The sequence below is a fragment of the Gelidibacter sp. genome (assembly GCF_035515035.1).
In the GTDB taxonomy this organism is placed as follows: Bacteria; Bacteroidota; Bacteroidia; order Flavobacteriales; family Flavobacteriaceae; genus Gelidibacter.
The window spans coordinates 1-25,955 of sequence record NZ_DATJCA010000021.1 but is presented as its reverse complement, the minus strand read 5'-3'; the positions used below and the strand labels follow the sequence as shown (position 1 = coordinate 25,955).

Sequence of the window (25,955 nt, the reverse complement as noted above, 5' to 3'; positions counted from 1 at the left end):
CCATGAAAAAAGCTTTTCTCTTCTGTAGTCTTTTAATCAGCACGCTATTAATTGGCCAAAACACGTATTTGCATTGCGGAAAATTGATTGATACCAAGGAAGGCAAAGTGCTGACCAATAAAACGATTGTTGTTTCTGGAAAGAAGATCGTGGCTATTGAAGATGGTTTTTCGACGCCTAAATCGACTGATGATGTCGTCATTGATTTAAAGTCACAAACGGTGATGCCTGGACTGATTGATATGCACGTTCATATTGAGAGTGAAACCAATCCAGCAGCCTATCTTCAAAAGTATACCCTTAATGAGGCGGATATTGCCTTTAATGGGCAGCACTTTGCGAATGTCACTTTGATGTCCGGTTTTACAACGGTTAGAGATTTGGGTGGTTCAGGTGTAAATGTAGCCCTGCGCAATGCGGTCAATGCGGGAAAGGTTGATGGCCCAAGAATTTTTACTTCTGAAAAGTCTTTGGCAACTACCGGAGGGCATGCTGATCCAACCAATGGTACCAAAAAGGAGCTCATGGGTGATCCAGGACCAAAGGAAGGTGTGGTGAATAGTGTTGAAGATGCGAGAAAAGCAGTACGCCAGCGCTATAAAAATGGGGCTGATTGGATTAAAATTACGGCTACAGGTGGGGTTTTGAGTGTCGCAAAAAGCGGACAGAATCCCCAATTTACTGTAGAAGAAATAAAAGCTATTTCTGATGCCGCAAAAGACTATGGTATGAACGTTGCTGCCCATGCACATGGGGATGAAGGGATGCAACGCGCTATCCTTGGCGGAGTAAAGACCATTGAACACGGTACGTTTATGAGTGATGAAACCATGGAGCTCATGAAAAAGCATGATGTGTATTTAGTGCCGACGATTATTGCCGGAAAAACAGTGACTGAAAACGCAAAAATTCCTAATTACTACCCTGAAGTGATCGTTGTAAAAGCTTTGGATATTGGTCCAAGAATGCAAGATATGTTTGCGAGAGCTTATAAAAAAGGTGTTGGAATTGGGTTTGGGACTGACGCAGGTGTATTTGCCCATGGTGAAAATGCTAAAGAGTTTGGTTATATGGTGGAAGCGGGAATGCCGGCAATTAAAGCCATCCAAAGTGCCACAGTCACCAACGCCATGCTGTTAAAAATGGAAAATGAAATAGGTCAGTTAAAAACCGGTTTCTTAGCAGATATTGTCGCTACAAATGAGGATCCCATAGAGCATATTGATACTATGAACCACATAGTATTTGTGATGAAAGAAGGCAAAATATACAAACAATAGCCCTTTTTGCCATTAAACATGTCATAACCATAGGTGGATCCAGCTGGTGATATGGCAATTAAATCGCTTAATAGTTATTGGTGTCATAATTAACATCTTGATAAACATGGTTTTAACAGGAATGGTTTGGATATTTCCATATCAATTCGTTTCTTTGTAGTTAATGATCATTGAATAAATGATGAAATGAGCCTAACAAAATTCTATTTAATAGAATTTTAAATGGCGAATGGATTTGACCGTTAAAAACAAAAGAAAAAATAAATGAAACTGTTTAGTATTAAAAGAGAGACAAAAGCTGAAGGAAGATTTACACCAAAAATGGGTGCTCTAGTAACGAGAGTTACTTATATTAAAAAGCAATTTTTAAGTATTCCATACAAAACACTTCATAAATATAGAGAAACGTATTATGGAGAAGTCAAGGATTGTAAAGATTGTAACCTCGCTAATTAAATAAAGATTATAAAATGATATAAGCCTCATGAAAATGAGGCTTTTTTTATGCGTTTGCTTTTTCTAATTTCTTCTGTTTAAAACTTGCAATAATCAGGAGGATCATTCCAAAACTTACCGACATATCCGCGACGTTGAAGATGCCAGTCCGGAACACACCACCCAAATCGATATGAAAAAAATCGGTTACTGATCCGTACATAAATCGATCGAAAACGTTGGCAATCCCACCACCTACAATGCAACAAAATGCAATTAGGCTTAATCTATCCAAGGTTTTGTTGGTGATTATATAATACATGACGCCAGCCAATACAATGATGGGCACGATCAATAATAAGATCCATTTTAAAGTTGGGCTCAGCTCACTTCCCATACCTAAAAATGCGCCTGAGTTTTCAACTTTGGTCATGATAAAGGTATCGCCTATGAGTTCAATCACTTCATTTTGTGCAATTTTGGCCCTAACTATGAATTTTGAAATTTGATCTATAGCAATATTGGCAACAATCAATAAGATGATGTTTACGGTTCTTGATAATTTCATCTATTATAATTTAGGAGTAAAAGTTGCAGCCGCGGTTTGTGCCTCTCTGTTGATTTTTTTGACCAAGCCTTGCAATACATTTCCTGGTCCGACTTCGGTGAATAGAAGTGCGCCATCTGCAATCATTTGCTGTACAGATTGTGTCCAACGTACTGGGGCGGTCAATTGTGAAATTAAATTGGCTTTAATCTCATTTTCATTGATTACAGCATTTGCCGTAACATTTTGATAAATTGGGCAATTAGGTTTACTGAACGGCGTATTTTCTATTGCTGACGCTAATTCCTCACGTGCAGGTTCCATTAAGGGGGAATGGAATGCGCCACCAACAGGCAATACCAACGCACGTTTTGCGCCGGCTGCTTTCATGGCTTCACAGGCGCGGTTAACCGCATCTACTTCACCAGAAATTACCAGTTGACCAGGACAGTTATAGTTTGCTGCCACAACGATACCTTCTGTTTTAGCACATATCTCTTCAACAATGGCATCTTCCAAACCTAAAACAGCTGCCATCGTACTTGGTGTCAGTTCGCACGCTTTTTGCATTGCCATAGCACGTTGTGAGACTAATTTCAATCCGTCCTCAAAAGATAAAGCACCATTGGCAACCAATGCTGAGAATTCTCCCAAAGAGTGTCCTGCAACCATATCAGGTTTGAAATGATCACCTAAGGTTTTTGCTAAAATCACTGAGTGTAAAAAAACAGCAGGTTGGGTTACTTTGGTTTCTTTAAGATCTTCCGCAGAGCCTTCAAACATGATGTCGGTGATATGGAAGCCTAAAATAGAGTTAGCTTTTTCGAAAAGTTCTTGGGCTAAAGCTGAGTTTTCATAAAGGTCCAATCCCATTCCTGTAAACTGGGCTCCTTGACCTGGAAATATGTATGCGTTCATTTTTATGTCAATTTTAAGATGTGCAAAAATAGGAATTATTTTTTTGAGGTAATCATCCTTCAAGACTATGCGAAAAATCGCCCTATAAGTAGAGGTCTTTTTACGAGTTACCTCAATGGAGAGGCTGAAAAACCCTAATTATTGTCAATTTTTTTAATAATCTTAGCTGGATTACCACCAACCATCACATCATCAGGAAAACTTTTAGTTACGACAGACCCTGCTGCAACAACCACATTATTGCCGATAGTGACCCCCGGACAAATTGTAGCATTTCCACCTATCCAAACATTATTGCCTATGATAATTGGTTTTGCATATTCCAAACCGCTGTTGCGTGCTTTAAATTCTAAAGGATGGGTTGCGGTATAAACTTGAACATTAGGCCCAAACATGGTATTATCACCAATTTTGACCTTGCTGACATCCAAAATGCAACAGTTGTAGTTCATATAAACATTGGCGCCCAATTGAATGTTGTAGCCATAATCGCAATAGAACGGAGGTTCAATGTATAAATTTTGAGGTTTGCTTTTTAGAAGATCTTCAAGTAACTTTTTTCTGGTTTCCTTTTCGTCGGGATGTGATGTGTTGTATACTCGAAATGTAATTCTTGCGTGTCTTCGTTCTTCAACTAATTGTATGTCCGAAGGAGAGTACAGTTGTCCCGCAATCATTTTTTCTTTTTCTGTCATTTTCGTGTTGCTTCTAATAATCTTAAAAACCCTTCACCTTGGAATTATTCATTGTTTACAACATGACGTTTAAAATTCAAAATTCCAAGTTTCAATTCTGAACAACGTTAATCAAAAATCCCACAAGCAGCTTCCGCACAACGTTCGCCATCCATCGCAGCAGAAACAATGCCGCCAGCATAACCGCCGCCTTCGCCACAAGGGAATAGATTGGAAATTTGTGGATGTTCTAAACGTTCGTTTCTTGGAATGCTCACCGGAGATGAGGTGCGAGATTCCACCCCTACCACATTAGCTTCTTCCGTATAATAACCTTTCATTTTTTCACCAAAAATTTTAAACCCGTTGCGTAGACTACCACCAATAAGTTTTGGCAATAAAGAATGTAATGGCGCCGATTTCAGTCCAGGTTGATAGGAACTCGGGTTGAGGTCTGCAGAAAGTTTGCCTTCCACAAAATCTGTGAGACGTTGTGCTGGGGCTGTTTGGGTCCTGCCACCTGCGGTATAAGCTAACTGTTCTAGATCCTTTTGATATTCCAACGCTTTAAAAACTCCAAAATGTTCGTATTTATATAAATCCTTGTGGACATTAATTTCAACTACGATACCTGAATTTGCAAATTGGTTGTTTCGTTTGGAGGGTGACATTCCATTTAAGACCACTTCACCATTTGCCGTGGCCGAAGGTACAATAAACCCGCCGGGACACATACAAAATGAATATACACCTCTACCGTTTACTTGCTCTACAATACTGTAAGATGCTGCCGGTAATAGGGCATCACGGTCACCACTGCAACTATATTGAATGGAATCAATGATGTGCTGTGGATGTTCCACACGAACGCCCATCGCAAAGGACTTGGCTTCGAGGGCGATATTCTTCTCATGAAGCAGATAATAAATATCCCTTGCAGAATGTCCAGTAGCAAGGATTACCTTATCAACGTCCATCGCATCACCATTTTGAAGTACAAGGGTCTTGATTGTATTATCTTTTATAACAAAATCGGTGACTTTGGTGTCAAAGTGCACTTCGCCACCATGATTGATGATGGTTTCACGAACATTTTGAACCACTTTGGGCAGTTTGTTAGTGCCAATGTGCGGATGGGCATCTACTAAAATCTGATCCGTGGCGCCATGAAAGACGAGATTCTCAAAAACACGACGGACATCACCGCGTTTTAAACTTCTGGTGTATAATTTACCATCGCTGTAGGTGCCGGCACCGCCTTCTCCAAAACAATAGTTGGAATCTTCATTTACAAAATGATCCTGGTTGATGGCTTTCAGATCCCGACGTCTGTCTTGGACGTTTTTTCCGCGTTCCAGAACAATGGGTTTAAAGCCCAATTCTACACAACGCAATGCAGCGTACATTCCGGCAGGTCCAAAACCAATAATATGTATGGGTTTTGCATTGGATACATCGCGATAGTCAAAACTATAATCTGAAGTTTCAGGAACGGGTTCATTAATATAAACGGCGACTTTATAATTAAAAATAATCTGCTTCTTTCGGGCATCGATGGATTTGCGGAGTATTTTAATCCCCGAAATCTTAGCTTCTGAAATGCCAAGAACCTTGGCGCTTTTTCGTGTTAAAATATTAGGTTGCTTTTCCTCCAGGAGGCTTACACGAAGCTGAATGTCTTTTATCATGGCGCAAAATTAATTAAAAAGCACTTAGGATAGGTGAGAACGCAACGATATTCTTCGATCCCCACTTAGGCTTCTTTATTCTCCATTTGGGACGTAATGAACGGAATCCTTGGAGCTAAGAAATAGCCAGTTAAACTCGCAAACAGGATGGGAATAAAATAGGTGAAACCCGTTAATGTTGCCAATAGGATGGTAGTACTCATGGGTGTTCTAGTAACACACGCATTGATGGCGGCCATACAGCTCACAATAGTTAACGATAAACTAATAGATGGAATAAATTGATGAATGATCAAGCCTAAGGTAGCGCCGCAAAAGAACAGTGGAATAATAAAACCGCCTCGCCATCCAGAAGTCACCGTTATGGCAATGGCTATGATTTTGAAAATTAGAATGGCGATAAGCATTTTTAACGAAAAATCGCTAATCAAAAGAGTGTTCAGTTCGTAATGGCTGAAGTATCTCGTCAAGGGTAAATAATACGCGATAATGCCCAAAGAAATGCCGCCGATGAATGTTTTTATATAAATAGGAACTACTAATTTTGAAAACAGTTGCTTGAACATTTTGGTACAAAAAATGAATAACCATCCAAAACAAGTGGCGATAATTGCAAATAGTACGGCGTAAAGAAAATCAAATTTGGTCAACATTTCGTAAGAAGGCAAATGCCATAGCGCACCCACGCTCAGTTGCGTAATTAATGCGAATACCAAATAACTAAAACAACTGGCTACAAATGCCGGCATGATGGCCTTGTAATATTCGACCGCATGTTTATGGTGCAAAATTTCAAGGGCGAACAAACTGCCACCTAAAGGAGCGCCAAACATGGCCGTAAAACCTGATGCCATCCCAGCAATGCTCATAGATCTTAAATCTTCACCTTTTAGGCGGAATAACTTTCCAAACCAGGTGCCCGTTGAGCCGACCACCTGAACCAACGGCGCTTCAGGACCTAAACTGCCACCTGAAGCAATACAAAGTAAAGAAGATAAGATCATGGACGGATTGTTCTTGGGGTCAAGCTTTCCTTTGTTGAACCGGATATTGTTGACAATAAGATGGATTTCACCCGGGTCGCCAATAAAATGAATAATCAAACCTGCCAACAAACCGCAGATGGCCATGGTTGGAATCACGAGCCAACCCTCAAAATAACCCAATTGATGGGTGAAAAATTCAAGAACAAGCCAATATAATCCAGCTATGACACCCCCAAGGAGACCTAAAAAAGCCCAAAGTATAAATTTTCGGCTGAATAAAAACGGGTTGAACCGAATGGGCTGATCGAGAATATTGAGGTAGGTGACTAACTTTCTTCTTCTTTTAAGCTTCACTTTTTAGTTTTTATCGTCTTTGGTAAGTAATGAATGAAAAAGAATGCGGGTGGTTTTCATCTTTATCATTAAAGATGTTTTGAGTTTCTGTCCAAACGGAGGAATCAATTTTTGGAAAAAAAGTATCGCCATCAAAACGCTCATGAACTCTGGTCAATTCTATTTTATCGGCATAGGGCATGGCTTGTCGGTATATTTCGCCACCACCAATGATAAAGGGTTGAGAATCATTCTTAGCAGCATCTAAGGCATCTTCCAAACTATGAACTACATTGACACCAGGGGGAACTGAAAAATTCTGTTGGCGACTAATAACAATGTGTGTTCTGTTGGGAAGCGGTTTGCCAAAACTCTGAAACGTCTTTCGACCCATTATAATGCAGTGATTTGAGGTCAGGGTTTTAAAACGTTTTAAATCATCACTCAAATGCCAAATCAATTGGTTGTCCTTGCCAATGACATCGTTTTCTGCAGCGGCCGCGATGAGGGTTAAATTTTTATGAACTTTCGTTTTTTTTTCAACCACGGGAGTAGTCGGCGCCGTAGACTCCAAAGGATACTTTTTTTCAACCTCTGCCTGAAGTTTTGAAATCCGTTCTTTTTGTTTGGCGACCAATTTGGTCAGTTGGGCATCTTCCCATGCTTTGCCCATAAATTTATGGGTAATAAACACGTTGAAAAGATGAAAAACAAAAAGGAATAACCACGCCAAAATTGCAAATACGAACCAATCCAATCCCCATATTTTTTTATCTTCTCCTAGACCTAAGACGGTGTTTAAAAAAATTAAAAAAAGTGCACCTATTAAGAAGATCACGAAATGATAGTATAAACGTTTTTTTTGTTTAATTCTGCGTTGCGAAGCTTCAATAAGCTCCAATTGCTCTTTGTCAATTTTGTCTACAGGTCTTTTCTTGCCAAACATGATATTGAAATTTTTTGTAAAGTTAGTTTTTTTTGATGAAATGCTTAATTCAATCCAACGATCTTTAAAATTAGGTCTTAAAAAGACCGGTCAAAGGTCAAATGCCTTGAGAATCAGTATAAAAGAAAATTTGAAATATTGATAATACAATAACATATACTAAGATTCATTACTAAGTTGAAATAATATGAAACATATTCTTATGAAAATGATAAATCTTTGGTTGTGCGAGAGTTAAATGGGCAAAATTATTGATTTATACTTATATTTGCGCCAAAATTAATTAATTTAAATTATGGCTATTACAAAACAATACTTAAAAAGTAAACCTATTTGCAAAGTGACTTTTTCGGTACCTGCTGAAGAGGCTAAAAAAGTAAGTGTTCTTGGGACCTTTAATGATTGGAATGAGAAAAAAGCGTTGCAGCTTAAGAAATTGAAGAATGGAACATTTAAAGGCACTATAGATTTAGAAAAAGACAACTCTTATGAGTTCAAATATCTTGTGGATGGTACTTTTACAAACGAGGAGAACGCTGATGCTTACAAAACGAATGAGTTTGGAGGAGAAAATGGCGTATTGAATCTGTAACAGATTCACGAAGTAAACTAACAAAGGCGATTTCCAACTGGTAATCGCCTTTGTTAGTTTTGTACACCAAACTAAATTTTTTGGCTTAAACCGCCACAACCCCTTTAATATGTGGGTGAGGATTATAATTTTCTAAGGTGAAATCTTCAAATTTAAAGTCGAAGATGTTTGTAACCTCAGGATTTAAGATCATTTTTGGAAGAGGTCTGATGTCGCGTGACAATTGCAGCTCCAACTGGTCCATATGGTTGTTGTAAATGTGTGCGTCTCCAAAGGTATGGATAAATTCTCCTGCCTCATAGCCGCAAACCTGCGCCATCATCATGGTGAAAAGGGCATAGGAGCCAATATTAAAAGGAACCCCTAAAAAGATATCCGCACTCCGTTGATAAAGTTGACAGGATAGTTTCCCATCCGCAACATAAAATTGGAAAAAAGCATGGCATGGGGGAAGCGCCGCTTTGCCATTGGCAACATTCTCTGAAAATGATTTTGAAGTGTCAGGCAATACCGAAGGATTCCAAGCGGAAACCAACATGCGACGGCTATTGGGATTGTTTTTAAGCGTGTCTACAACGTCCTTTATTTGGTCAATCTCATCATTGTTCCAATTGCGCCATTGGTGTCCGTAAACGGGACCTAGATCGCCATTGCCATCCGCCCATTCGTTCCAGATTCTAACGCCGTTATTGTTGAGGTACTTAATGTTGGTGTCTCCTTTTAAAAACCAGAGCAACTCATAGATAATGGACTTTAAATGGAGTTTTTTGGTCGTAATCATGGGAAAGCCTTCACTAAGGTCAAAACGCATTTGATATCCAAATACACTTTTGGTCCCAGTTCCAGTACGGTCTCCTTTTTGGGTACCGTTTTCTATGACATGCTTTACGAGGTCGTGATATTGTTTCATGCTAATTTCCCACGAAAGTGGTAATCTTATTAATTAAACGTTCTTTTTTCTTAAAAGCCAAAATTAAAGAAAGTTAAGAACTTGGCGAAGCGATATGGGTGTTAAAATTATAAGTGGAAAAGTTAAGAGGCTTCAGTTCGTTACCCTATGATCATTCCCGCAATGGTAGCAGATAATAATGATGCAATAGTTCCACCGATGAGCGCCTTCATTCCAAATTCAGATAAGGTCTTGCGTTGTCCAGGGGCCAAAGATCCAATGCCGCCAATTTGGATGCCAATCGATGCAAAATTTGCAAATCCGCATAGCATATAAGTGGCCATAATAATCGATTTTTCAAACTTCAAATGGGTCACACTCGCCACATTTTTGAGTTCTGCCAATTGGATATAGCCCACAAATTCACTTGCCACCAGTTTAATGCCCAGCAATTGTCCCATAAGTGCCATGTCTTCTGTGGCAACACCAATGAGCCACATTAAAGGTGAGAAAATATACCCTAGAATAAATTCCAATGACAAAGCCACATAGGGCGTATTATTGGCTATTAATGTGTTTAAACCGGTCACATTTCCGAGCTTACCAAAACCATAGTTGATCATCGCAATAAACGCAATAAAAACCAACAGCATAGCACCTACATTAGCGGCTAATTTTAAACCTTCCGTAGTTCCATTGGCAATGGCATCTAAAATATTAGAACCAATATTTTCCTGTGAAACCTCAATTTCTGTATTGATCGGTTTTTGTTGTGGGTATAACATTTTTGAAATCACAATAGCGCCAGGAGCGGCCATAACAGAGGCGGTCAATAAATGCTTGGCATAAAACAGTTTGAGCGCTTCGTCTTCACCACCTAAAAATCCGATATATGCTGCCAATACACCGCCTGCAACGGTAGCCATTCCGCCAATCATGACCAAAAGAATTTCAGATTTGGTCATCTTTTCCAGATAAGCTTTGATCATTAAAGGCGCTTCTGTTTGGCCCAAAAAGATATTTCCGGCAACACTTAAACTTTCAGCACCAGAAATTTTTAAGAGCTTGGTCAATATCCAAGCCATCCCTGCCACCACTTTTTGAATGACTCCCAAATAAAATAAAACGGAGGTTAATGCGGAAAAGAAAATGATGGTTGGCAATACCTGAAACAAAAAGATAAACCCAAAGCTGCTGACGTCCATCATACCTCCAAGTAAAAATTCACTTCCTGCCTGGGTAAATTCCAAGACCTTCACAAACATCTTTCCAACTATTTCGAATGCTTTTTGAATAAATGGAACTTTTAAAACTCCAATGGCCAATAACAATTGTGCAGCAAGCCCAAAACCAATAGTTTTCCAGTTGATGGCTTTTCTGTTTTGACTCAAAATAAATGATAACAAGAGCAATACAAACATTCCTAACGCGCCGCGGAGTAAACTGGACATAGTAAAGCCTTGGCTGGGAGTAATGCTGCTGGTGGCCGCTTCCGTGACCAAGACGGTATCTTTCGGGGTGGAGAAAATATAACTGACCTCTTTGTCTTGAAGGACTAATGTTGAATCGGTTAATGTTTTGACTTTTAAACGCTTAATTACTTCAGAAGGATCGTCATAATATAAAACCAACAGTTTATTTTGGGTTATATAATTGCCTTTGGTGGCGCTGCTGTCCTTCGATTTTAAATAGAAGACAAAGTCGCCATTATTAAGGCTTAGGCCATCAGTCTCTGGATTGATATTGTAAAGATTGATGCCTTGATCATTTTGGACCGCTTCAATCTGCCATTTCTTTTCTATGCTTTGTGCTAATGTGGTGGTTACTCCAAAAAAAATAGCTATAAAAGCTAAAAAGAAATGTTTCATCTGATAGGTCGTTTAGCGTTTAGAAATCTCATCTCTTAACTTTGCCGCAAGCTCGTAATCTTCGCTTAAGACGGCTTGTTCCAATAAAGAATGAAGTTCTGCAAGAGTTTTGGTTTTTAAATCATCTTGAATAGTGGATTCTATTTCTTCAGCTACCAAATCGTCCAGAAGGATACTGTCTTGTTGTTCCTCATCTTTTTGAGGATTTACTTTGAGATAGATTCCAGCTTTGTCCAATATGTTTTTATAAGTAAAAATTGGCGCCTGAAAACGAAGTGCTAAGGCAATCGCGTCACTGGTTCGTGCGTCTATGATTTCCTCTATTTTATCGCGTTCGCAGATTAAACTGGAATAAAATACGCCATCTACCAATTTATGAATGATGACCTGTTTGACAACAATATCAAAACGATCAGCGAAATTTTTAAAAAGATCATGGGTTAATGGACGTGGAGGGCGAATTTCCTTTTCGAGAGCAATAGCAATAGATTGAGCCTCAAATGCTCCAATGACAATTGGGAGTTTGCGATCGCCATCTACTTCATTCAAAATAAGGGCATACGCACCATTTTGCGTTTGGCTATAGGAAATTCCCTTTATGTTCAATCGGACTAAACTCATATAAAATAAAAAACAAATAACTGCTTAAATTAGGACTTTACCAACTGTGATCATCATAATTTTTTGGGAAGTTCCCAGAGAAAAAAGTTTATGAAAATTTTTGCCACAAATACATGAACCCTTATTCAGGTTTTTAATCATGTATTTATGGCAACTATTTTATGTACCAGTCACGTTGCTGCTACAAGTTAAGAAATTTACGCGTTTTGAGCCTTAAATTCCTTTAATTTTTCTGTGAGTTTTGGAACCACTTCAAATGCATCGCCCACCACACCGTAATCTGCGGCCTTGAAAAATGGAGCTTCTGGATCGGAATTGATCACTACCTTTACTTTAGAGGCGTTGATACCTGCCAAGTGTTGGATAGCTCCAGAAATACCAATGGCAATATATAAGTTTGCTGCTACTGGTTTTCCGGTTTGGCCAACGTGTTCTCCATGAGGTCTCCACCCTAAATCGGAAACAGGTTTTGAACATGCTGTGGCTGCACCTAAAACCTTAGCTAAATCCTCAATCATTCCCCAATTTTCTGGACCTTTCAATCCGCGTCCTCCAGAAACCACAATTTCGGCATCGGCAATGGTTACGGTATTGGTGGCTTTGTCAACAGAGTCTACGTGAACCCCGTTTTCTGGAATGGATGGCGAAAAGTCTTCAGCAGTTGCACTCGCAGAATTTTCCTTTAATCCGAAGGCATTTTTCGAAACGCCAACAATTTTGACCTCAGTGTCAATCGTTGAAAAGACAAAAGCTTTATTGGTGAAAGCAGTGCGTTTAACTGTAAATGGTGATGCACTGGTTGGCGCTTCAACCACGTTAGAGGCGTATCCGGCATCTAACCCAACCGCCAATAAGGGCGCAAGATACTTGCTGTCCGCACTTGAACTGACCACCACTACTTTGGTGCCTTCTTGTTCCGCTGCTTGCTTGATAATGTTGGCATAAGTTTTTGCATTAAAAGCATCCAATTTAGAATCTTTTACCTTTAATACTTTATCAACTCCGTAGGTTCCCAATTCTGAAACATCATCGGCGTTAATTGTAATGGCAGTGACCGTGGTGCCCATTTGGTCGGCCACAGCTTTTGCGTAAGATGCCACTTCAAAAGCAACTTTCTTGAATTTTCCTTCTTCTGATTCTGTATATACTAAAACTGACATAATCTTTTATTTTTTTTATCATTCCCACAAAACTGGGAATCACATGATTAATTTATAAATTTTGATTGGTGAAACTCCTAAATTCCAATCTTGATTTGGAACTCACTCTTGGAGTTTTATATGACTTTTGCTTCGTTATGAAGTAAGTTAACCAATTCATCCAGATTATCAGGAGAAATCATTTTCACGGCACCTCTTGGTTCTGGTTTTTCAAATTTAACTGTTGCTGTTTCTTTGGTAGCGTCAACTGGCTCTAAAACCTTTAATGGCTTTTGACGTGCTTGCATAATCCCTCTCATGTTAGGAATTCTCAAATCACTCTCTTCCACTAATCCTTTTTGCCCCCCTATCACTAGAGGTAAAGTTGTGGATACAGTTTCTTTTCCGCCATCAATTTCTCTCATGGCTTTGGCGTTTGTACCATCTACTTCAAGACTGATGCAGTTGGTTACAAAGTTGGCACCAATCAATTCCGCTAACATTCCTGGAACCATGGACCCATTGTAATCAATAGACTCACGGCCGGCAATGACCAAATCATAACCTCTATCTTTGACGACATGTGCTAATTGTTTGGCTACCGCAAAACCATCGGTGGCAGCAGCGTTGACCCGAATGGCGCTATCCGCACCAATTGCTAAAGCTTTCCGTAACGTAGGTTCGGTTTCTGGACCGCCAACGTTAACTACGTCCACAGTAGCGCCCTGTTTTTCCTTAAACCACATGGCGCGGGTTAAACCAAATTCATCATTCGGATTGATGACAAATTGCACTCCATTAGTGTCAAGTTTGGTGTTGTCATCTGTAAAATTAATCTTAGAAGTCGTATCAGGTACGTGGCTAATACATACAAGTATTTTCATGTTATAAAATTTTATATATTAATAGTTTTGTGGAAGAATGCTGGAAACTACCACTAGAAACTGCTTTCAATTTGAATAGGATACGAAGTTAATTATTTTAGACGACATTTTTACTATGCGTGCATAATAAATTTTATTAAAATACCTTTTTTATTGATTTCCTTCTCAATGCGTGAAAAATTTCACGAAAATTTTTTAGATTACTTAAGGATGAGTACTTGCCAAGCTCATGACAACGATTAAATTTGATATTTATATCCTTTTGGTATGGGTAGGGAAGTGCGGTCAAAACTCCTTTTGAATGAACGTCCTTTATATGAAATTTTTAAATTATAATGTATTTCCATTATAGCCTTGGGTTTCTGCGTGACCATTCAAATTGTTCATCTCCATAATGGAATGTTTCAGTAAATTTTAACAGCAGTTAAAGGTTTGATTTACATCAATATCGAGAACTTTAAAGAGCTCCCATTTATTCACTTAAAAATGTTGTTATTTTATTATCAATAATTGTTACTTTTGCTACTCGATTTAAAACATTAACTAAAAAAGTTCTTCCCTTTGGGGCGACGGTGTAAAATGCACTGCTCACGCTGGAGTGAAGCGAAGATGTGAATGAAGACAATTCAATTTAGAGAAGCTATCTGTGAAGCCATGAGCGAAGAAATGCGTCGTGATGAGACCGTTTATTTGATGGGTGAGGAAGTTGCAGAATATAATGGTGCCTATAAAGCATCAAAAGGAATGTTGGACGAGTTTGGTGCCAAACGTGTGATTGATACGCCAATTGCAGAACTTGGTTTTGCAGGGATAGCTATTGGTTCTACAATGACTGGTTGCCGACCAATTGTGGAATATATGACCTTTAATTTCTGTTTGGTTGGGATTGATCAAATTATAAACAACGCTGCTAAAATTAGACAAATGTCCGGTGGACAATTTCCATGTCCTATTGTTTTTAGAGGACCAACGGCGTCTGCAGGTCAGTTGGGAGCAACGCACTCTCAAGCTTTTGAAAACTGGTTTGCAAATACCCCAGGATTGAAAGTAGTGGTACCCTCTACGCCTTACGATGCAAAAGGACTTTTGAAATCGGCAATTCGTGATGACGATCCAGTTATTTTTATGGAAAGTGAACAAATGTATGGCGACAAAGGAGAAGTGCCGGAAGGGGAATATACCATTCCGTTAGGGGTTGCAGAAGTGAAGCGTGAAGGTACCGATGTGACCATTGTTTCTTTTGGGAAAATTATAAAAGAAGCCTTCAAAGCTGCTGAAGAACTGGAAAAAGAAGGTATTTCGTGTGAAATCATTGATTTAAGAACCGTACGTCCTTTGGATAAGGAAACCATCTTAACGTCCGTAAAGAAAACAAACAGATTAGTGGTGTTGGAAGAGGCTTGGCCTTTCGGGAACATCTCTACAGAAATAACCTATATTGTCCAATCAGAAGCTTTTGATTATTTGGATGCTCCTGTTGTAAAAATAAACACAGCTGATACCCCAGCACCCTATTCTCCAAACCTTTTTAAAGAATGGTTGCCTAATAGTGATGAGGTGGTAAAAGCGGTTAAAAAAGTCATGTATAAATAAATCTGCTCCCGATAGCTATCGGGATGGCGTTATCCTAACTTCATTGACATTAGTGTTGATGAAGTTTTTTGTCTTATGAACCTAAATCTCCGCATCCTACTTTTTTTCCTCGGAATGTGTTCCGCCGTCTCCCAAACCAAAGTCAGTGGTTATGTGTTTGATGAGAACAATGTTTCTGTTGCTTACGCCAATGTGCTTTTTAAAGGATCCACAGAAGGCACCATTACCAATGAAGATGGCCGTTTTTATTTGGAATCTGGTAGCACCTACGGTACCCTTATCATCTCCTTTCTAGGTTATGAAACCTTAGAAATTCCGTTGACAAAGAAGGTCAATTACGATCTGAAATTCATCCTAAAGGAAGATGCAGGTCAATTGGACGAAGTCTTTATTGTTACCGGAAAACAATCCAAAAAAGAAAGTGAAAATCCTGCCATTGCCATCTTAAAGAAAATTTGGGAACGCAAACGCCAAAACGGATTGCGTCAATTTAAGCAATACGAATACGACAAGTACGAAAAAGTAGAGTTTGATATCAATACCATTGACAGTGCGTTGATCAAAAGCAAGTTGTTTAGGGGAATGGAGTTTGTCTTTGACCAAGTGGATACCAGTAGAGTGACCGGAAAGACCTACCTGCCCATTTTTATCAACGAAGCACGAAGCAAAGTGTATGGAGATAATTTGAAAAATAAGGAAAAGGAGGAATTAAAAGGGAATAAAAACTCAGGTTTTAGCAATAACCAGATCATTATTGATTTTGTGGACGACCTCTATTCTGACTTTGATATTTACGATAACTATCTCAAGTTTTTTGATAAAAGCTTTGTGAGTCCGTTGTCAAAGACGGGCATCAATACCTATAATTATGTGCTCCGAGATAGTTCATTCATCGATAATAAATGGTGTTATAATATCATTTATTATCCGAGACGAAAGAATGAACTGACCTTTAAAGGCGATTTTTGGGTCAATGATACCACCTTCGCCATCAAAGAAATCAACATGCAGGCCTCAAAAAGCGCGAATATTAACTGGGTGAAGGAAATTTATATCGAACAAGAATTTGAAGTTCTAAATGATTCGGTGTTCATGATCAAGCGCGATTACTTCATGTCGGATTTCGCCTTTAATAAAAAGGAAAAATCGCGAGGTATTTATGGAAAGCGCACCACGCTTTACGATAATTACGCCTTTGACATTCCTAAGGACGACAAGTTTTATACCAAGGAAGTGTACAGTTATAACGAAGATGTCTATAATCGGGATGATGAGTTTTGGACCGCCAACCGAATGGAAGCCCTAAGTCAGGATGAAAGGGGCGTCTATAAAATGCTGGACACGCTAAAAACTGTAAAAAAGTTTAAACGGTTATATGATATAGGAAGTATCTTAGGTTCGGGATATGTTGAGTTTACAGATATTAATTTTGATTATGGTCCCATTTTTTCCACGTTTGGCTTCAATGATGTTGAGGGCATTCGCGTCAGAACGGGCGGGAGAACTTATTTTGGTCCTAACGATTTATGGCGTTTGGAAGGTTTTTTGGCCTACGGATTTAAAGACGATAAATTCAAATATGGCGTTTCCGGAAAATGGCTGATTGACAAAAGAAATAGATTCATCATTTCCGTTGGACATAGACGTGATGTGGAACAAATAGGTGTTAACCTGACCTCATCCACAGATATCCTAGGCCGGAGTTTGGCCTCATCTGCATTGTTTGGAACAAGCACCAATGATAAATTGACCAACGTCAATCTAACTACCGTGGCCATTGAACTTGAGCCAGTAAGAAACCTCGAGTTTAGACTGAGCGGCACTTATAAAACCTTAGTTTCAGCCTCCGATACATTTAGCTTGGATTTTTACACTGACGAAACTCGAACTACTACAGAATCCGAGATTCATCAGTATGAAAATTCTTTTTCTGTCTCTTACTTTCCAGGACGTAAAATGACCGGGTTTGGTGTGGAGCGCCGAATCTCAAATGATGGATTTCCAAGTTTGTTTGCACAGGTCACGCGAGGTGATAAGTCGATTTTGAACAGCGATTTTGATTATACCAAAGTGCAGTTTTCTTATATTCAACCATGGCATATTGGTGCCTACGGAAGATTGACGACCACTATTGAAGCAGGTAAAACGTTTGGCGAAGTACCTCTGGGACTTTTAAATGTGGTGCCTGGTAACCAGTCGTATTTTTCTATTTACAATACCTTTTCGCAATTGGATTACTATGAGTTTGTTACTGATACTTACACCTCTTTACATTTAGAGCATAATTTCAACGGACGATTTTTCTCAAGAATTCCGTTCTTGCGCAAGTTAAACCTTCGAGAAATTGTTGGATTTAGAGGCGTATGGGGAGAGGTCTCACAAGCCAATAGAGATTTGAATGCCTCAGGATTAACCTATCTGGCGCCTACAGACAAAATTTATTATGAATATAGCGTTGGCGTAGGGAATATCTTCAAAGTGTTCCGCATTGACTTTAACTTTAGAGGCAACTATCTTGACACCCCTGAAGCTCGCGATTTTGGGATTACAGGCAGTTTTGGATTTAATTTTTAATTCATCTCCAAAACTATTTGTCTAAGTTAATTCGTGGTATAATACTTAACGGAAACTACTTCCATAGACTCTGGGGCACCTATATCTGGATTAAAAGGATATTCCTGATCATAGGTTAAAATACAACTCGAGTTGGCAGTTATATTATGACATGGCACTGAAGCCAAATTAGAATAATTGCCAACGTATTCCATATGGTCCCCAGCTGGTCGTATCGTTAAATAAGGGATGCCTTCCACACCATAATTGTTGGGGTTGTTGAGTTTGATCTCAAATTTCAGACGCGACGTCTTATTTTTGGTATCCGTAGTAAACGTGAAATATAACACCTCATAGGTGAAGTTTTTTAATTCAGGAGGTCCTATATCTTCAGGTGCAACGAAGTCACAGGGCACTTCTTCATTAACATAATAACGGTTAAGTGTATTTTTCTCAAGAGCGTAATGAGGCATTTCTAAGGTTTTAGTACAGTCATCATCCTTAGAATCACAGCTTGTACTGATAATAATAAACATTAATAGGATTAAAAAAGTTATTGTTTTCGTCATGAGATTTGGAGTTGGTAATATAATTTAAAACCGTGTGGTTGAGTCTCTAATGTAGAAAATAAATCCATCTGTCTTGGAATTTTTATCTGACTTTATAAAAATGTTTTATTCATAGAGAATATACCCCATGTCTATTAATTTTTGTTTAGAGTTTAGATGTTTTCAATTTTTCACGCAAATAAGATGGTTCCTTTAACATAAAAGAGATTTGGCGCCCGAAAAAATGTTTTAAAAAATTGTATACCCTAAAATAAATGAGGTTGTTTGAAGTTTCGAATCCCAAGCCATATAATTTTCTAATATTTCCCTTGAGGTGAGATATCTAATTTCAAGGCTATACCTGTCCTTGAATTTATAACCTACTCCAAAACCATAGTTATTTCCGCTTTTCCCGTTTAACGGGGTTAATTTTATACCATCTCCACGTTCAAATTCGATTGACACGTCTGATCTTACATTAAAAGTATAAGAAATATTCGCGAAAATTTTGGAATCATTATTCAAGAAAAAATAGTGTCTTAAACTAATTGGTAGTTCAATTGAACGGTAATCTACACTGACGAACAGTTCTTCGTTGAAAACTTTATTCAATTTTGACCTTCCTTTATCATCAAAACGCTGGTAGGTTGGTTCAATCGAAATAGACCATTTGTTTTTATTGAAGGGTAAAATGTATTCCAATTCTATCCCAAACCCAAATCCGGAGTTGGATCCAAAATCGGTGTCTTTAGCTCTTGATGCAGGATTTTCAATCAGTAAGGATGAATTATTGAAACGCGGTCTTAGTGTTATATGATAGATATTGGCTTTTGTTTTGTTTTGATAACTGACAAAATCTTCCTCGATACATTCATTGTAGTCTTCAAATAGCTTGATTAAGCTCCTATCATTGTATTCTAATGACTCCATCCTATTCATTTTAAATGAAGGACATTTTAGATTATTCCATAATTGCTGTTTGAATTCATTGTTCTGTCCTACTTTATTATCTGCTTTCAAGAAACTTTTAAAAACTAAAGGCTCTACCTCAAGGCTGTCTGTAGTGTAAAAATAACGTTTCAAATTGCCTGCTTCATACAAGTAGAGCGAAGCTTTTCCTTCAATGAGCACATTTAAAAACTTTTGTTCTTCATTATAAATGGGCGCTTTGTCATGGGTCAATTGGTTGGCGGTTTCAGGGGAGCGATCTATTTTAACCGTGTGCCTAACATATTTTGAGGTATTAATAAGGCCGAATTCTTTAACCGTATTGATGTTCGCTATTTCAGAAGGTCCATCGGGAGTTAGTTTGAATTCAAAATTATCTGGATTGTTTTTCCAATCCATATTCTTAATATAACAGTCAATCTTTTGGTTGAGATTATTGATGTAATACCCTTTTTCATAAGAAATTTGAGAATACCCATGAAGAGTTAAGCAGGTGATTAATAATACCAAAAAGGTTTTTTTCATTTTGATTATTGGTTAATTAGTTAATAGTAGCGCGTTTTAATCAGTAAAGGCAAATGTTAATTTTACGAAGGGCAAAGTAATACTTTCTTCCTATCCTTTTTAAAAAATAATTCGATTGATTCCAATTAATCTAGTTCGGTTTATTTTCCGTAGAATCATCAACTAAATCAGGTCAATTTCACTTTCTTTTGGAAACTTCAAAACACGTCATGGAATTAAGCCTTGTATATAGTTGCACATTACGCAGAGTTCCGTATCTTTGCACGCCTGAAAAATCGAAGAATAATTAACATAAGCCACTAACAAAAAGGCTATTAAAATAGAATAAACACCATGAGTGCTAAAGGAAAAAAAACATTTGATGTATTGATTGAAATACCTAAGGGAAGCCGTAACAAATTTGAATATGATTTTGAATTAAAGAAAATACGTTTTGACCGTTTGTTGTTTTCATCCATGATGTATCCGGCCGACTATGGTTTCATTCCAGAAACTTTAGCATTAGACGGCGATCCGTTGGACGTTTTGGTTTTAGGAACTGAACCAACATTTCCAATGTGTGTAATGGAAGTAAAACCTATTGGCGTTTTCCATATGGCCGATGAAATGGGAAATGACGAAAAAATTATATGTGTTCCGGTGTCAGATCCAATATGGAATACACTTAACGACTTGTCGGATGTTAATCCTCATCAAGTTAAGGAGATCGAACATTTCTTTCAAGTTTATAAGGATTTGGAAAAGAAAAAGGTTGATGTTGGTGGTTGGGGCACTGCAGAAAAAGCTTATGAAATCGTCAACAAATGTGTTGATCGTTATGAATCAAGTGTGCATAAAACCAATGGGAACTTCACTATTTAAGACAATTCCCTTTATATAAAAATTATGAACCTCTTATCTTATAAGGGGTTTTTTATTTCTCTTTGATTTTATTACATTAGCAACCGTTTAAAACAAACCAATCTAATATTATAATATGGAATCACTGATGATTTATATGCCAATTGCAATGGCAGCCTTAGGGTTAATTTACATGCTTATTAAGAAGTCGTGGGTCTTGAAACAAGACGCTGGAGATGGTAGAATGAAAGAGATTTCAGACTATATTTATGAAGGGTCGCTTGCGTTCTTAAATGCAGAATATCGTTTATTATCTATTTTTGTTGTCGTGGTGAGTATTTTGCTTGCCATTGTTTCTTTTGTAGTGCCAACAACCCATTGGTTAATTGTTGTTGCTTTTATTTTCGGAGCCGTATTTTCAGCTTTTGCGGGAAATATTGGGATGAAGATTGCCACCAAAACTAACGTGAGAACAACGCAGGCAGCACGTACCAGTTTGCCAAATGCCCTTAAGGTTTCTTTTGGTGGAGGTACAGTTATGGGGCTTGGAGTAGCTGGATTGGCGGTTTTGGGCTTGACATCATTTTTTATTTTCTTCTTTTATTACTTTATGGGTGCCGATTGGTCTTCTGAAATGATCATGGTCAACGGGAAATTAGAAAGTCAAGGTAATTTTGATATGATCATCGTATTGGAAACCTTAGCAGGATTTTCCTTAGGAGCGGAATGTATTGCATTGTTTGCCCGTGTTGGTGGTGGAATTTATACAAAAGCAGCTGATGTAGGTGCAGATTTGGTTGGTAAAGTAGAAGCAGGTATTCCTGAAGATGATCCACGTAATCCTGCAACTATTGCAGATAACGTTGGTGATAACGTGGGTGACGTAGCTGGTATGGGTGCTGATTTATTCGGATCATACGTGGCAACCGTGTTGGCGGCCATGGTTTTAGGAAATTATGTAATTAAAGATATGGGAGGTGCCATTAGCGATGCTTTTGGCGGGATTGGACCTATTTTATTGCCAATGTCCATTGCGGGTGTTGGTATTATCATTTCAGTCATTGGAACTATGTTGGTGAAAATTACAAGTAATGACGCCAAAGAATCCCAAGTTATGGGCGCATTAAACCTCGGAAACTGGGTGTCTATTGCGTTGGTTGCGATCTCATGTTACGTTTTGGTTATTTGGATGTTACCAGAAACCATGAAAATGAGCTTCTTTGGGGAAGGGCTTCAAGATATTTCTTCAATGCGTGTCTTTTATGCTACTCTGGTTGGATTGTTTGTAGGTGCCATGATTTCCTCAATTACCGAGTTCTATACCGGATTGGGGAAAAAGCCAGTAATAAAAATTGTCCAACAATCAAGTACTGGTGCAGGAACCAACATTATTGCAGGTTTGGCAACAGGAATGATTTCTACTTTTCCTTCAGTATTATTATTTGCAGGTGCTATTTGGGCTTCTTATGCATTGGCAGGATTCTACGGTGTGGCTTTGGCGGCTTCAGCGATGATGGCCACTACAGGAATGCAATTAGCTATTGATGCTTTTGGACCTATTGCTGATAACGCCGGTGGTATTGCCGAAATGAGTGAGCAAGATCCTATTGTAAGAGAGCGTACTGATATCTTGGATGCGGTAGGAAATACTACAGCAGCAACTGGAAAAGGTTTTGCTATTGCTTCTGCAGCATTGACGTCTTTGGCCTTATTTGCAGCATATGTCACCTTTACAGGAATTGACGGCATCAATATTTTTAAAGCCCCGGTTTTAGCTATGTTATTTGTTGGTGGAATGGTGCCAGTAGTGTTTTCTGCCTTGGCGATGAACGCTGTTGGGAAAGCGGCAATGCAAATGGTTGAGGAAGTCCGTCGTCAGTTTAGGGAAATTCCTGGAATTATGGAAGGCACAGCAAAACCAGAATATGATAAATGTGTAGCCATTTCAACTGAAGCATCCTTAAGAGAAATGATCCTTCCAGGCTTGTTGACCATTGGTTTTCCATTGCTCATTGCTTTTGTACCGATGATTTTTGGAATGAATAACTTAGCCATCGCGGAAATGCTAGGTGGCTATATGGCTGGAGTTACCGTGAGTGGTGTGCTTTGGGCTATTTTTCAGAACAATGCAGGAGGCGCTTGGGATAATGCTAAAAAATCTTTTGAAGCTGGTGTCCTGATCAATGGGGAAATGACCTTTAAAGGTTCTGAGGCGCATAAAGCCGCCGTTACCGGAGATACTGTTGGAGATCCATTTAAAGACACGTCAGGACCTTCTATGAACATTTTAATTAAGTTGACCTGTTTGATTGGATTGGTAATTGCACCAATTTTAGGCGGCCATACTATAGCGGCCACTGTTACCAGTACACAGTTTATTGAAACTACCAATGGCGTTACAGAGGCGATAGAAATAGAAATGGTGGCTGTAGATACTGATAATGCTAAAGCAATTGTCACAAAGACGTTTACTGAAAATGGCCAGGTTATGAAAGAGGAGAGTGTGTTGGAAGGTACTAGAGAAGAAGTGAATTCAGCTGTTGCTAAATTGCAGGCCGATCAGATAAAATAAAAATTTGTAATAAAATTCTTAAGAAAGGCTATATCTCCATGATGTAGCCTTTTCTTTTTTCATTAACTTAGTCTTTATGAATTATGAAGATCTCACCACATTAGGAATTGCTTTTGGTCTTGGACTATTGGTCGGGATGCAACGTGAGAAACATAATACGGATCAAATTGCTGGGGTTAGGACTTTTACGCTCATCTCTATTTTGGGGGTGGTGGCTGGCTTTTTAACCCGGTTATATGACAATCCATATATATTGCCACTTATTGGTCTGGCTATGGCTGCCATGCTCATTACAGCCAATATGATGAAACTTAAGACACAGGCCGATCCAACCTTAGGCCAAACTACGGAAATGGCTGCCCTATTAATGTTTGCCATTGGCGCCTATTTGGTGGTTGGAGATCGGGTGGTGGGCGTGATTATGGGTGCCGCCATTGCAATTCTGTTGTATGTTAAGGACCATCTTCATAAGTTTATAGGCGATTTGGAAGACAATGACATCTCGGCCATTATGATTTTAGCGGGAATCAGTTTGATCATCCTACCAATATTACCAGATAAAACCTTCGGTCCTTTTGAAGTATTAAATCTTCGCAATATTTGGCTTATGGTCACATTGATTGTTGGGATCAGCGTTATTGGATATTTCGTTTATAAGTTCATCGGGAAGAAATATGGAATTTTATCCAATGGCATTTTAGGGGGAATTATCAGCAGTACTGCCACAACCGTCAGTTACGCTAGATTTACCAAAAAAAGTAAAAACATTGATAAAGCTTCTGCATTCGTCATTTTTGCTGCGGCAACAGTGTCCTTGATCCGGGTAATGATAGAGATAGGAGCCGTCATCCCAAGTCTCTTATCTAAAGTCATATTGCCCATTGTCGCTTTATTTTTACTAATGATTGGCTTGTCCGTCGTTCTTTTTTATCTCACCAATAAAGAAAACACTTCTGACGACATGCCAAAACCTGAAAATCCAGCCCAAATAAAAAGTGCTTTGATGTTTGGCGGCATATATGCCATTATCCTTTTGGCGGTTGCATTTACTGAACAGAAATTAGGTAATGAAGGGTTGTATGTAGCTGCTTTTGTAGGTGGATTGGCAAATAAGGATGCCATTACGTTGTCGCTCTCGCAAAGTATTGGGAGCGGTCTGGATACTAATTTTGGTTGGCGTTTAATTGTAGTTGCTTCCTTGTCCAATTTTTTGTTCAAGATTGTACTTTGTGCTATATTGGGGACAAAGCAATTGACAAAATGGATGGCACTCTTTTTTGGAGCAGCTATTCTTGGAGGACTGGTAATACTATGGCTCTGGCCAGAAACCTGGCATTTTTAATATGAGATTATTTAAAAAGGACCCTTTGCAGGTCATCGTTTTTCAAAGTTATGGTACTGCATCGCATTTGTATGTGAGAGGTCGCGCGCTTGAGGATGAATCTATCGATTTGGAAGGTAAACACCCCATAAAACTTTTGATCAATGCGTATAAACGGTTTGAAACCGATGAGGTAACCAATGCCACCCTGTTATTGAAATTGCCCGACGGACAGATCTTTGAAACGGTAACCGATGATAAAGGCTACTTTCTTTTGGATGAAAAAGTTGATGGTCTGGACGCCTTGGCAAACGAAGAAGGTTGGCTTTCTTTTGAAGTGGCTTTTAAAGATTTTACAAACAAACGCATCATTCAATTGGAAAACCGATTTCCGGGAGAAATGTTGATTCCATGTATCGATCAGGGTTCTGCTACCAAAGCAGTTTCTTTTGGTGTGGCGAGCGATATTGATGATACCATTATACATACCGGTTTAGTATCGACGTTAAAATGGCGTGTTATTTACAATACGTTTCTCAAACGTGCTTCAAAACGATCGCCGTTGGAAGGTGCTGCCGAATTTTATCATCTTCTGCACAGGGGAAAAACGGGTGAGGAGGCAAATCCTATTTTCTATGTGAGCCATAGTCCTTGGAATATGTATCGTTACCTCGAATTTTTTCTTAAAAAGAATAATTTTCCAAAGGGACCCATTTTGCTTCGGGAATTTGGCAAATTTCTCAATCGAAAGAAAACCAAGGAAAAGCCTCAAAAACAACACGAAATCCTAAATATTCTGAAGACCTATCCAGAGCTAAAACTCATTTTGATTGGCGATAGTGGCGAACGTGATGCTGATATCTATTTAGAAATTGCAGAATTGCATCCAGACCGAATTTTAGCCATCTACTTGAGAAGTGTCAAGCACAAAAAGAAAATGTTAAGGGTAAAAGGCTTATATGAAAATTATAAAACCACCCCTGTGCTTTTGGTGGATAGCAGTAAACAAGCGATGGCCCATGCACGTGAAAATGGATTTGTTAGTTAAACTCTGATTTGAAAAGATGCGAAGCATCGTATTCAAATTAGATAGTTGAACTAATCCCGCTTTTTAGCGGGATCTTGATATTTGGAAAGACCTAACAGGTTTTCAAAACCTGTTAGGTCTGATTTCCAATCTACGATTTCAACCTCTTGAAATACTCATAAATCTCAAATTGCGATCGTATTTCTGGCTTCTTGCCCACTTTTGCAT

General features: G+C 38.7%; 22 protein-coding genes. 9 read left to right on the top strand and 13 right to left on the bottom strand.

Translation table 11 applies throughout. The features are described from left to right. The first annotated feature begins 2 nt into the window (after window positions 1-2). On the top strand, window positions 3-1,280 hold the full coding sequence (locus tag VLZ86_RS01410) for a metal-dependent hydrolase family protein (protein WP_325447967.1): 1,278 nt from the start codon (window positions 3-5) through the stop codon (window positions 1,278-1,280). Window positions 1,281-1,544: 264 nt separating this feature from the next. Then, window positions 1,545-1,736 carry a hypothetical protein gene (locus VLZ86_RS16275; RefSeq protein WP_414652533.1) on the top strand — a complete coding sequence of 64 codons (192 nt, stop codon included), beginning with the start codon at window positions 1,545-1,547 and terminating at the stop codon, window positions 1,734-1,736. Between the two features lie 46 nt (window positions 1,737-1,782). Here VLZ86_RS16275 and lspA read toward each other — a convergent pair whose 3' ends face one another. The 6 genes from lspA to VLZ86_RS01380 form a co-directional block, all read right to left on the bottom strand. Next, window positions 1,783-2,283, bottom strand: coding sequence for a signal peptidase II (lspA, locus tag VLZ86_RS01405; RefSeq protein ID WP_325447965.1), 501 nt, complete (start codon window positions 2,281-2,283; stop codon window positions 1,783-1,785). 3 nt (window positions 2,284-2,286) lie between these two features. Continuing rightward, complete coding sequence (fabD, locus tag VLZ86_RS01400) at window positions 2,287-3,180, bottom strand: ACP S-malonyltransferase (RefSeq protein WP_325447963.1); 894 nt, start codon at window positions 3,178-3,180, stop codon at window positions 2,287-2,289. A gap of 134 nt (window positions 3,181-3,314) precedes the next feature. Next, window positions 3,315-3,875, bottom strand: coding sequence for a sugar O-acetyltransferase (locus VLZ86_RS01395; protein WP_325447961.1), 561 nt, complete (start codon window positions 3,873-3,875; stop codon window positions 3,315-3,317). Window positions 3,876-3,982: 107 nt separating this feature from the next. Further along, entirely contained in the window at window positions 3,983-5,542 is a 1,560-nt protein-coding gene (locus tag VLZ86_RS01390) for an NAD(P)/FAD-dependent oxidoreductase (RefSeq protein ID WP_325447959.1), read from the bottom strand. Between the two features lie 65 nt (window positions 5,543-5,607). Continuing rightward, entirely contained in the window at window positions 5,608-6,882 is a 1,275-nt protein-coding gene (locus VLZ86_RS01385; RefSeq protein ID WP_325447957.1) for a chloride channel protein, read from the bottom strand. Between the two features lie 10 nt (window positions 6,883-6,892). Continuing rightward, window positions 6,893-7,807, bottom strand: coding sequence for a dihydrofolate reductase (locus tag VLZ86_RS01380; RefSeq protein ID WP_325447955.1), 915 nt, complete (start codon window positions 7,805-7,807; stop codon window positions 6,893-6,895). Window positions 7,808-8,102: 295 nt separating this feature from the next. Between VLZ86_RS01380 and VLZ86_RS01375 the strand changes: the two genes are divergently transcribed. After that, on the top strand, window positions 8,103-8,399 hold the full coding sequence (locus tag VLZ86_RS01375) for an isoamylase early set domain-containing protein (protein WP_325447953.1): 297 nt from the start codon (window positions 8,103-8,105) through the stop codon (window positions 8,397-8,399). An 85-nt stretch (window positions 8,400-8,484) separates the two neighbouring features. On the opposite strand, the gene VLZ86_RS01370 is transcribed toward VLZ86_RS01375, so the two are convergent. The 5 genes from VLZ86_RS01370 to VLZ86_RS01350 all read right to left on the bottom strand — a co-directional run bounded on the left by VLZ86_RS01370 (window position 8,485) and on the right by VLZ86_RS01350 (window position 13,800). After that, window positions 8,485-9,309 (bottom strand): thymidylate synthase, encoded by an 825-nt coding sequence (locus VLZ86_RS01370; RefSeq protein WP_325447951.1) that lies wholly within the window; start codon window positions 9,307-9,309, stop codon window positions 8,485-8,487. A gap of 140 nt (window positions 9,310-9,449) precedes the next feature. After that, the gene (locus tag VLZ86_RS01365) at window positions 9,450-11,156 is read right to left on the bottom strand and encodes a nucleoside transporter C-terminal domain-containing protein (RefSeq protein ID WP_325447949.1); all 1,707 of its coding nucleotides are present in this window, start codon (window positions 11,154-11,156) and stop codon (window positions 9,450-9,452) included. Window positions 11,157-11,168: 12 nt separating this feature from the next. After that, complete coding sequence (locus tag VLZ86_RS01360; protein WP_325447947.1) at window positions 11,169-11,777, bottom strand: bifunctional nuclease family protein; 609 nt, start codon at window positions 11,775-11,777, stop codon at window positions 11,169-11,171. A 197-nt stretch (window positions 11,778-11,974) separates the two neighbouring features. Beyond that, on the bottom strand, window positions 11,975-12,937 hold the full coding sequence (locus tag VLZ86_RS01355; RefSeq protein WP_325447945.1) for an electron transfer flavoprotein subunit alpha/FixB family protein: 963 nt from the start codon (window positions 12,935-12,937) through the stop codon (window positions 11,975-11,977). Between the two features lie 116 nt (window positions 12,938-13,053). Then, window positions 13,054-13,800, bottom strand: coding sequence for an electron transfer flavoprotein subunit beta/FixA family protein (locus tag VLZ86_RS01350; RefSeq protein WP_325447943.1), 747 nt, complete (start codon window positions 13,798-13,800; stop codon window positions 13,054-13,056). A gap of 615 nt (window positions 13,801-14,415) precedes the next feature. On the opposite strand from VLZ86_RS01350, the gene VLZ86_RS01345 reads away from it, so the two are divergent. Together VLZ86_RS01345 and VLZ86_RS01340 are read left to right on the top strand one after the other, a co-directional pair. Further along, complete coding sequence (locus tag VLZ86_RS01345; RefSeq protein ID WP_325447941.1) at window positions 14,416-15,393, top strand: pyruvate dehydrogenase complex E1 component subunit beta; 978 nt, start codon at window positions 14,416-14,418, stop codon at window positions 15,391-15,393. Between the two features lie 75 nt (window positions 15,394-15,468). Next, window positions 15,469-17,967, top strand: a complete 2,499-nt coding sequence (locus VLZ86_RS01340) for a DUF5686 and carboxypeptidase-like regulatory domain-containing protein (RefSeq protein ID WP_325447939.1) — start codon at window positions 15,469-15,471, stop codon at window positions 17,965-17,967. A 26-nt stretch (window positions 17,968-17,993) separates the two neighbouring features. Here VLZ86_RS01340 and VLZ86_RS01335 read toward each other — a convergent pair whose 3' ends face one another. Then, window positions 17,994-18,482, bottom strand: coding sequence for a hypothetical protein (locus VLZ86_RS01335; RefSeq protein ID WP_325447937.1), 489 nt, complete (start codon window positions 18,480-18,482; stop codon window positions 17,994-17,996). A 261-nt stretch (window positions 18,483-18,743) separates the two neighbouring features. Further along, complete coding sequence (locus VLZ86_RS01330; protein ID WP_325447935.1) at window positions 18,744-19,967, bottom strand: outer membrane beta-barrel protein; 1,224 nt, start codon at window positions 19,965-19,967, stop codon at window positions 18,744-18,746. Between the two features lie 333 nt (window positions 19,968-20,300). Here VLZ86_RS01330 and VLZ86_RS01325 point away from each other — a divergent pair, with 333 nt between their 5' ends. The 4 genes from VLZ86_RS01325 (at window position 20,301) to VLZ86_RS01310 (ending at window position 25,748) form a co-directional block, all read left to right on the top strand. Continuing rightward, window positions 20,301-20,828 carry an inorganic diphosphatase gene (locus VLZ86_RS01325; protein ID WP_325447933.1) on the top strand — a complete coding sequence of 176 codons (528 nt, stop codon included), beginning with the start codon at window positions 20,301-20,303 and terminating at the stop codon, window positions 20,826-20,828. A gap of 115 nt (window positions 20,829-20,943) precedes the next feature. Further along, window positions 20,944-23,379: a sodium-translocating pyrophosphatase gene (locus tag VLZ86_RS01320; RefSeq protein WP_325447931.1), complete on the top strand. Its 2,436-nt coding sequence runs from the start codon at window positions 20,944-20,946 to the stop codon at window positions 23,377-23,379. Between the two features lie 76 nt (window positions 23,380-23,455). Further along, window positions 23,456-24,721: an MgtC/SapB family protein gene (locus tag VLZ86_RS01315; protein WP_325447929.1), complete on the top strand. Its 1,266-nt coding sequence runs from the start codon at window positions 23,456-23,458 to the stop codon at window positions 24,719-24,721. 1 nt (window position 24,722) lies between these two features. Further along, window positions 24,723-25,748 carry an App1 family protein gene (locus VLZ86_RS01310; protein WP_325447927.1) on the top strand — a complete coding sequence of 342 codons (1,026 nt, stop codon included), beginning with the start codon at window positions 24,723-24,725 and terminating at the stop codon, window positions 25,746-25,748. Window positions 25,749-25,955 lie beyond the last annotated feature (207 nt).

Excerpts from the sequence above, each read along its gene's own strand:
- VLZ86_RS01395 (WP_325447961.1), bottom strand. The coding sequence starts at position 3,875 with ATGACAGAAAAAGAAAAAATGATTGCGGGACAACTGTACTCTCCTTCG.
- VLZ86_RS01390 (WP_325447959.1), bottom strand. The coding sequence starts at position 5,542 with ATGATAAAAGACATTCAGCTTCGTGTAAGCCTCCTGGAGGAAAAGCAA.
- VLZ86_RS01375 (WP_325447953.1), top strand. The coding sequence starts at position 8,103 with ATGGCTATTACAAAACAATACTTAAAAAGTAAACCTATTTGCAAAGTG.
- VLZ86_RS16275 (WP_414652533.1), top strand. The coding sequence starts at position 1,545 with ATGAAACTGTTTAGTATTAAAAGAGAGACAAAAGCTGAAGGAAGATTT.
- VLZ86_RS01345 (WP_325447941.1), top strand. The coding sequence starts at position 14,416 with ATGAAGACAATTCAATTTAGAGAAGCTATCTGTGAAGCCATGAGCGAA.
- VLZ86_RS01320 (WP_325447931.1), top strand. The coding sequence starts at position 20,944 with ATGGAATCACTGATGATTTATATGCCAATTGCAATGGCAGCCTTAGGG.
- VLZ86_RS01410 (WP_325447967.1), top strand. The coding sequence starts at position 3 with ATGAAAAAAGCTTTTCTCTTCTGTAGTCTTTTAATCAGCACGCTATTA.
- lspA (WP_325447965.1), bottom strand. The coding sequence starts at position 2,283 with ATGAAATTATCAAGAACCGTAAACATCATCTTATTGATTGTTGCCAAT.
- VLZ86_RS01340 (WP_325447939.1), top strand. The coding sequence starts at position 15,469 with ATGAACCTAAATCTCCGCATCCTACTTTTTTTCCTCGGAATGTGTTCC.
- VLZ86_RS01325 (WP_325447933.1), top strand. The coding sequence starts at position 20,301 with ATGAGTGCTAAAGGAAAAAAAACATTTGATGTATTGATTGAAATACCT.
- VLZ86_RS01310 (WP_325447927.1), top strand. The coding sequence starts at position 24,723 with ATGAGATTATTTAAAAAGGACCCTTTGCAGGTCATCGTTTTTCAAAGT.
- VLZ86_RS01350 (WP_325447943.1), bottom strand. The coding sequence starts at position 13,800 with ATGAAAATACTTGTATGTATTAGCCACGTACCTGATACGACTTCTAAG.
- VLZ86_RS01315 (WP_325447929.1), top strand. The coding sequence starts at position 23,456 with ATGAATTATGAAGATCTCACCACATTAGGAATTGCTTTTGGTCTTGGA.
- VLZ86_RS01370 (WP_325447951.1), bottom strand. The coding sequence starts at position 9,309 with ATGAAACAATATCACGACCTCGTAAAGCATGTCATAGAAAACGGTACC.
- VLZ86_RS01355 (WP_325447945.1), bottom strand. The coding sequence starts at position 12,937 with ATGTCAGTTTTAGTATATACAGAATCAGAAGAAGGAAAATTCAAGAAA.
- VLZ86_RS01365 (WP_325447949.1), bottom strand. The coding sequence starts at position 11,156 with ATGAAACATTTCTTTTTAGCTTTTATAGCTATTTTTTTTGGAGTAACC.
- VLZ86_RS01380 (WP_325447955.1), bottom strand. The coding sequence starts at position 7,807 with ATGTTTGGCAAGAAAAGACCTGTAGACAAAATTGACAAAGAGCAATTG.
- VLZ86_RS01330 (WP_325447935.1), bottom strand. The coding sequence starts at position 19,967 with ATGAAAAAAACCTTTTTGGTATTATTAATCACCTGCTTAACTCTTCAT.
- fabD (WP_325447963.1), bottom strand. The coding sequence starts at position 3,180 with ATGAACGCATACATATTTCCAGGTCAAGGAGCCCAGTTTACAGGAATG.
- VLZ86_RS01335 (WP_325447937.1), bottom strand. The coding sequence starts at position 18,482 with ATGTTTATTATTATCAGTACAAGCTGTGATTCTAAGGATGATGACTGT.
- VLZ86_RS01360 (WP_325447947.1), bottom strand. The coding sequence starts at position 11,777 with ATGAGTTTAGTCCGATTGAACATAAAGGGAATTTCCTATAGCCAAACG.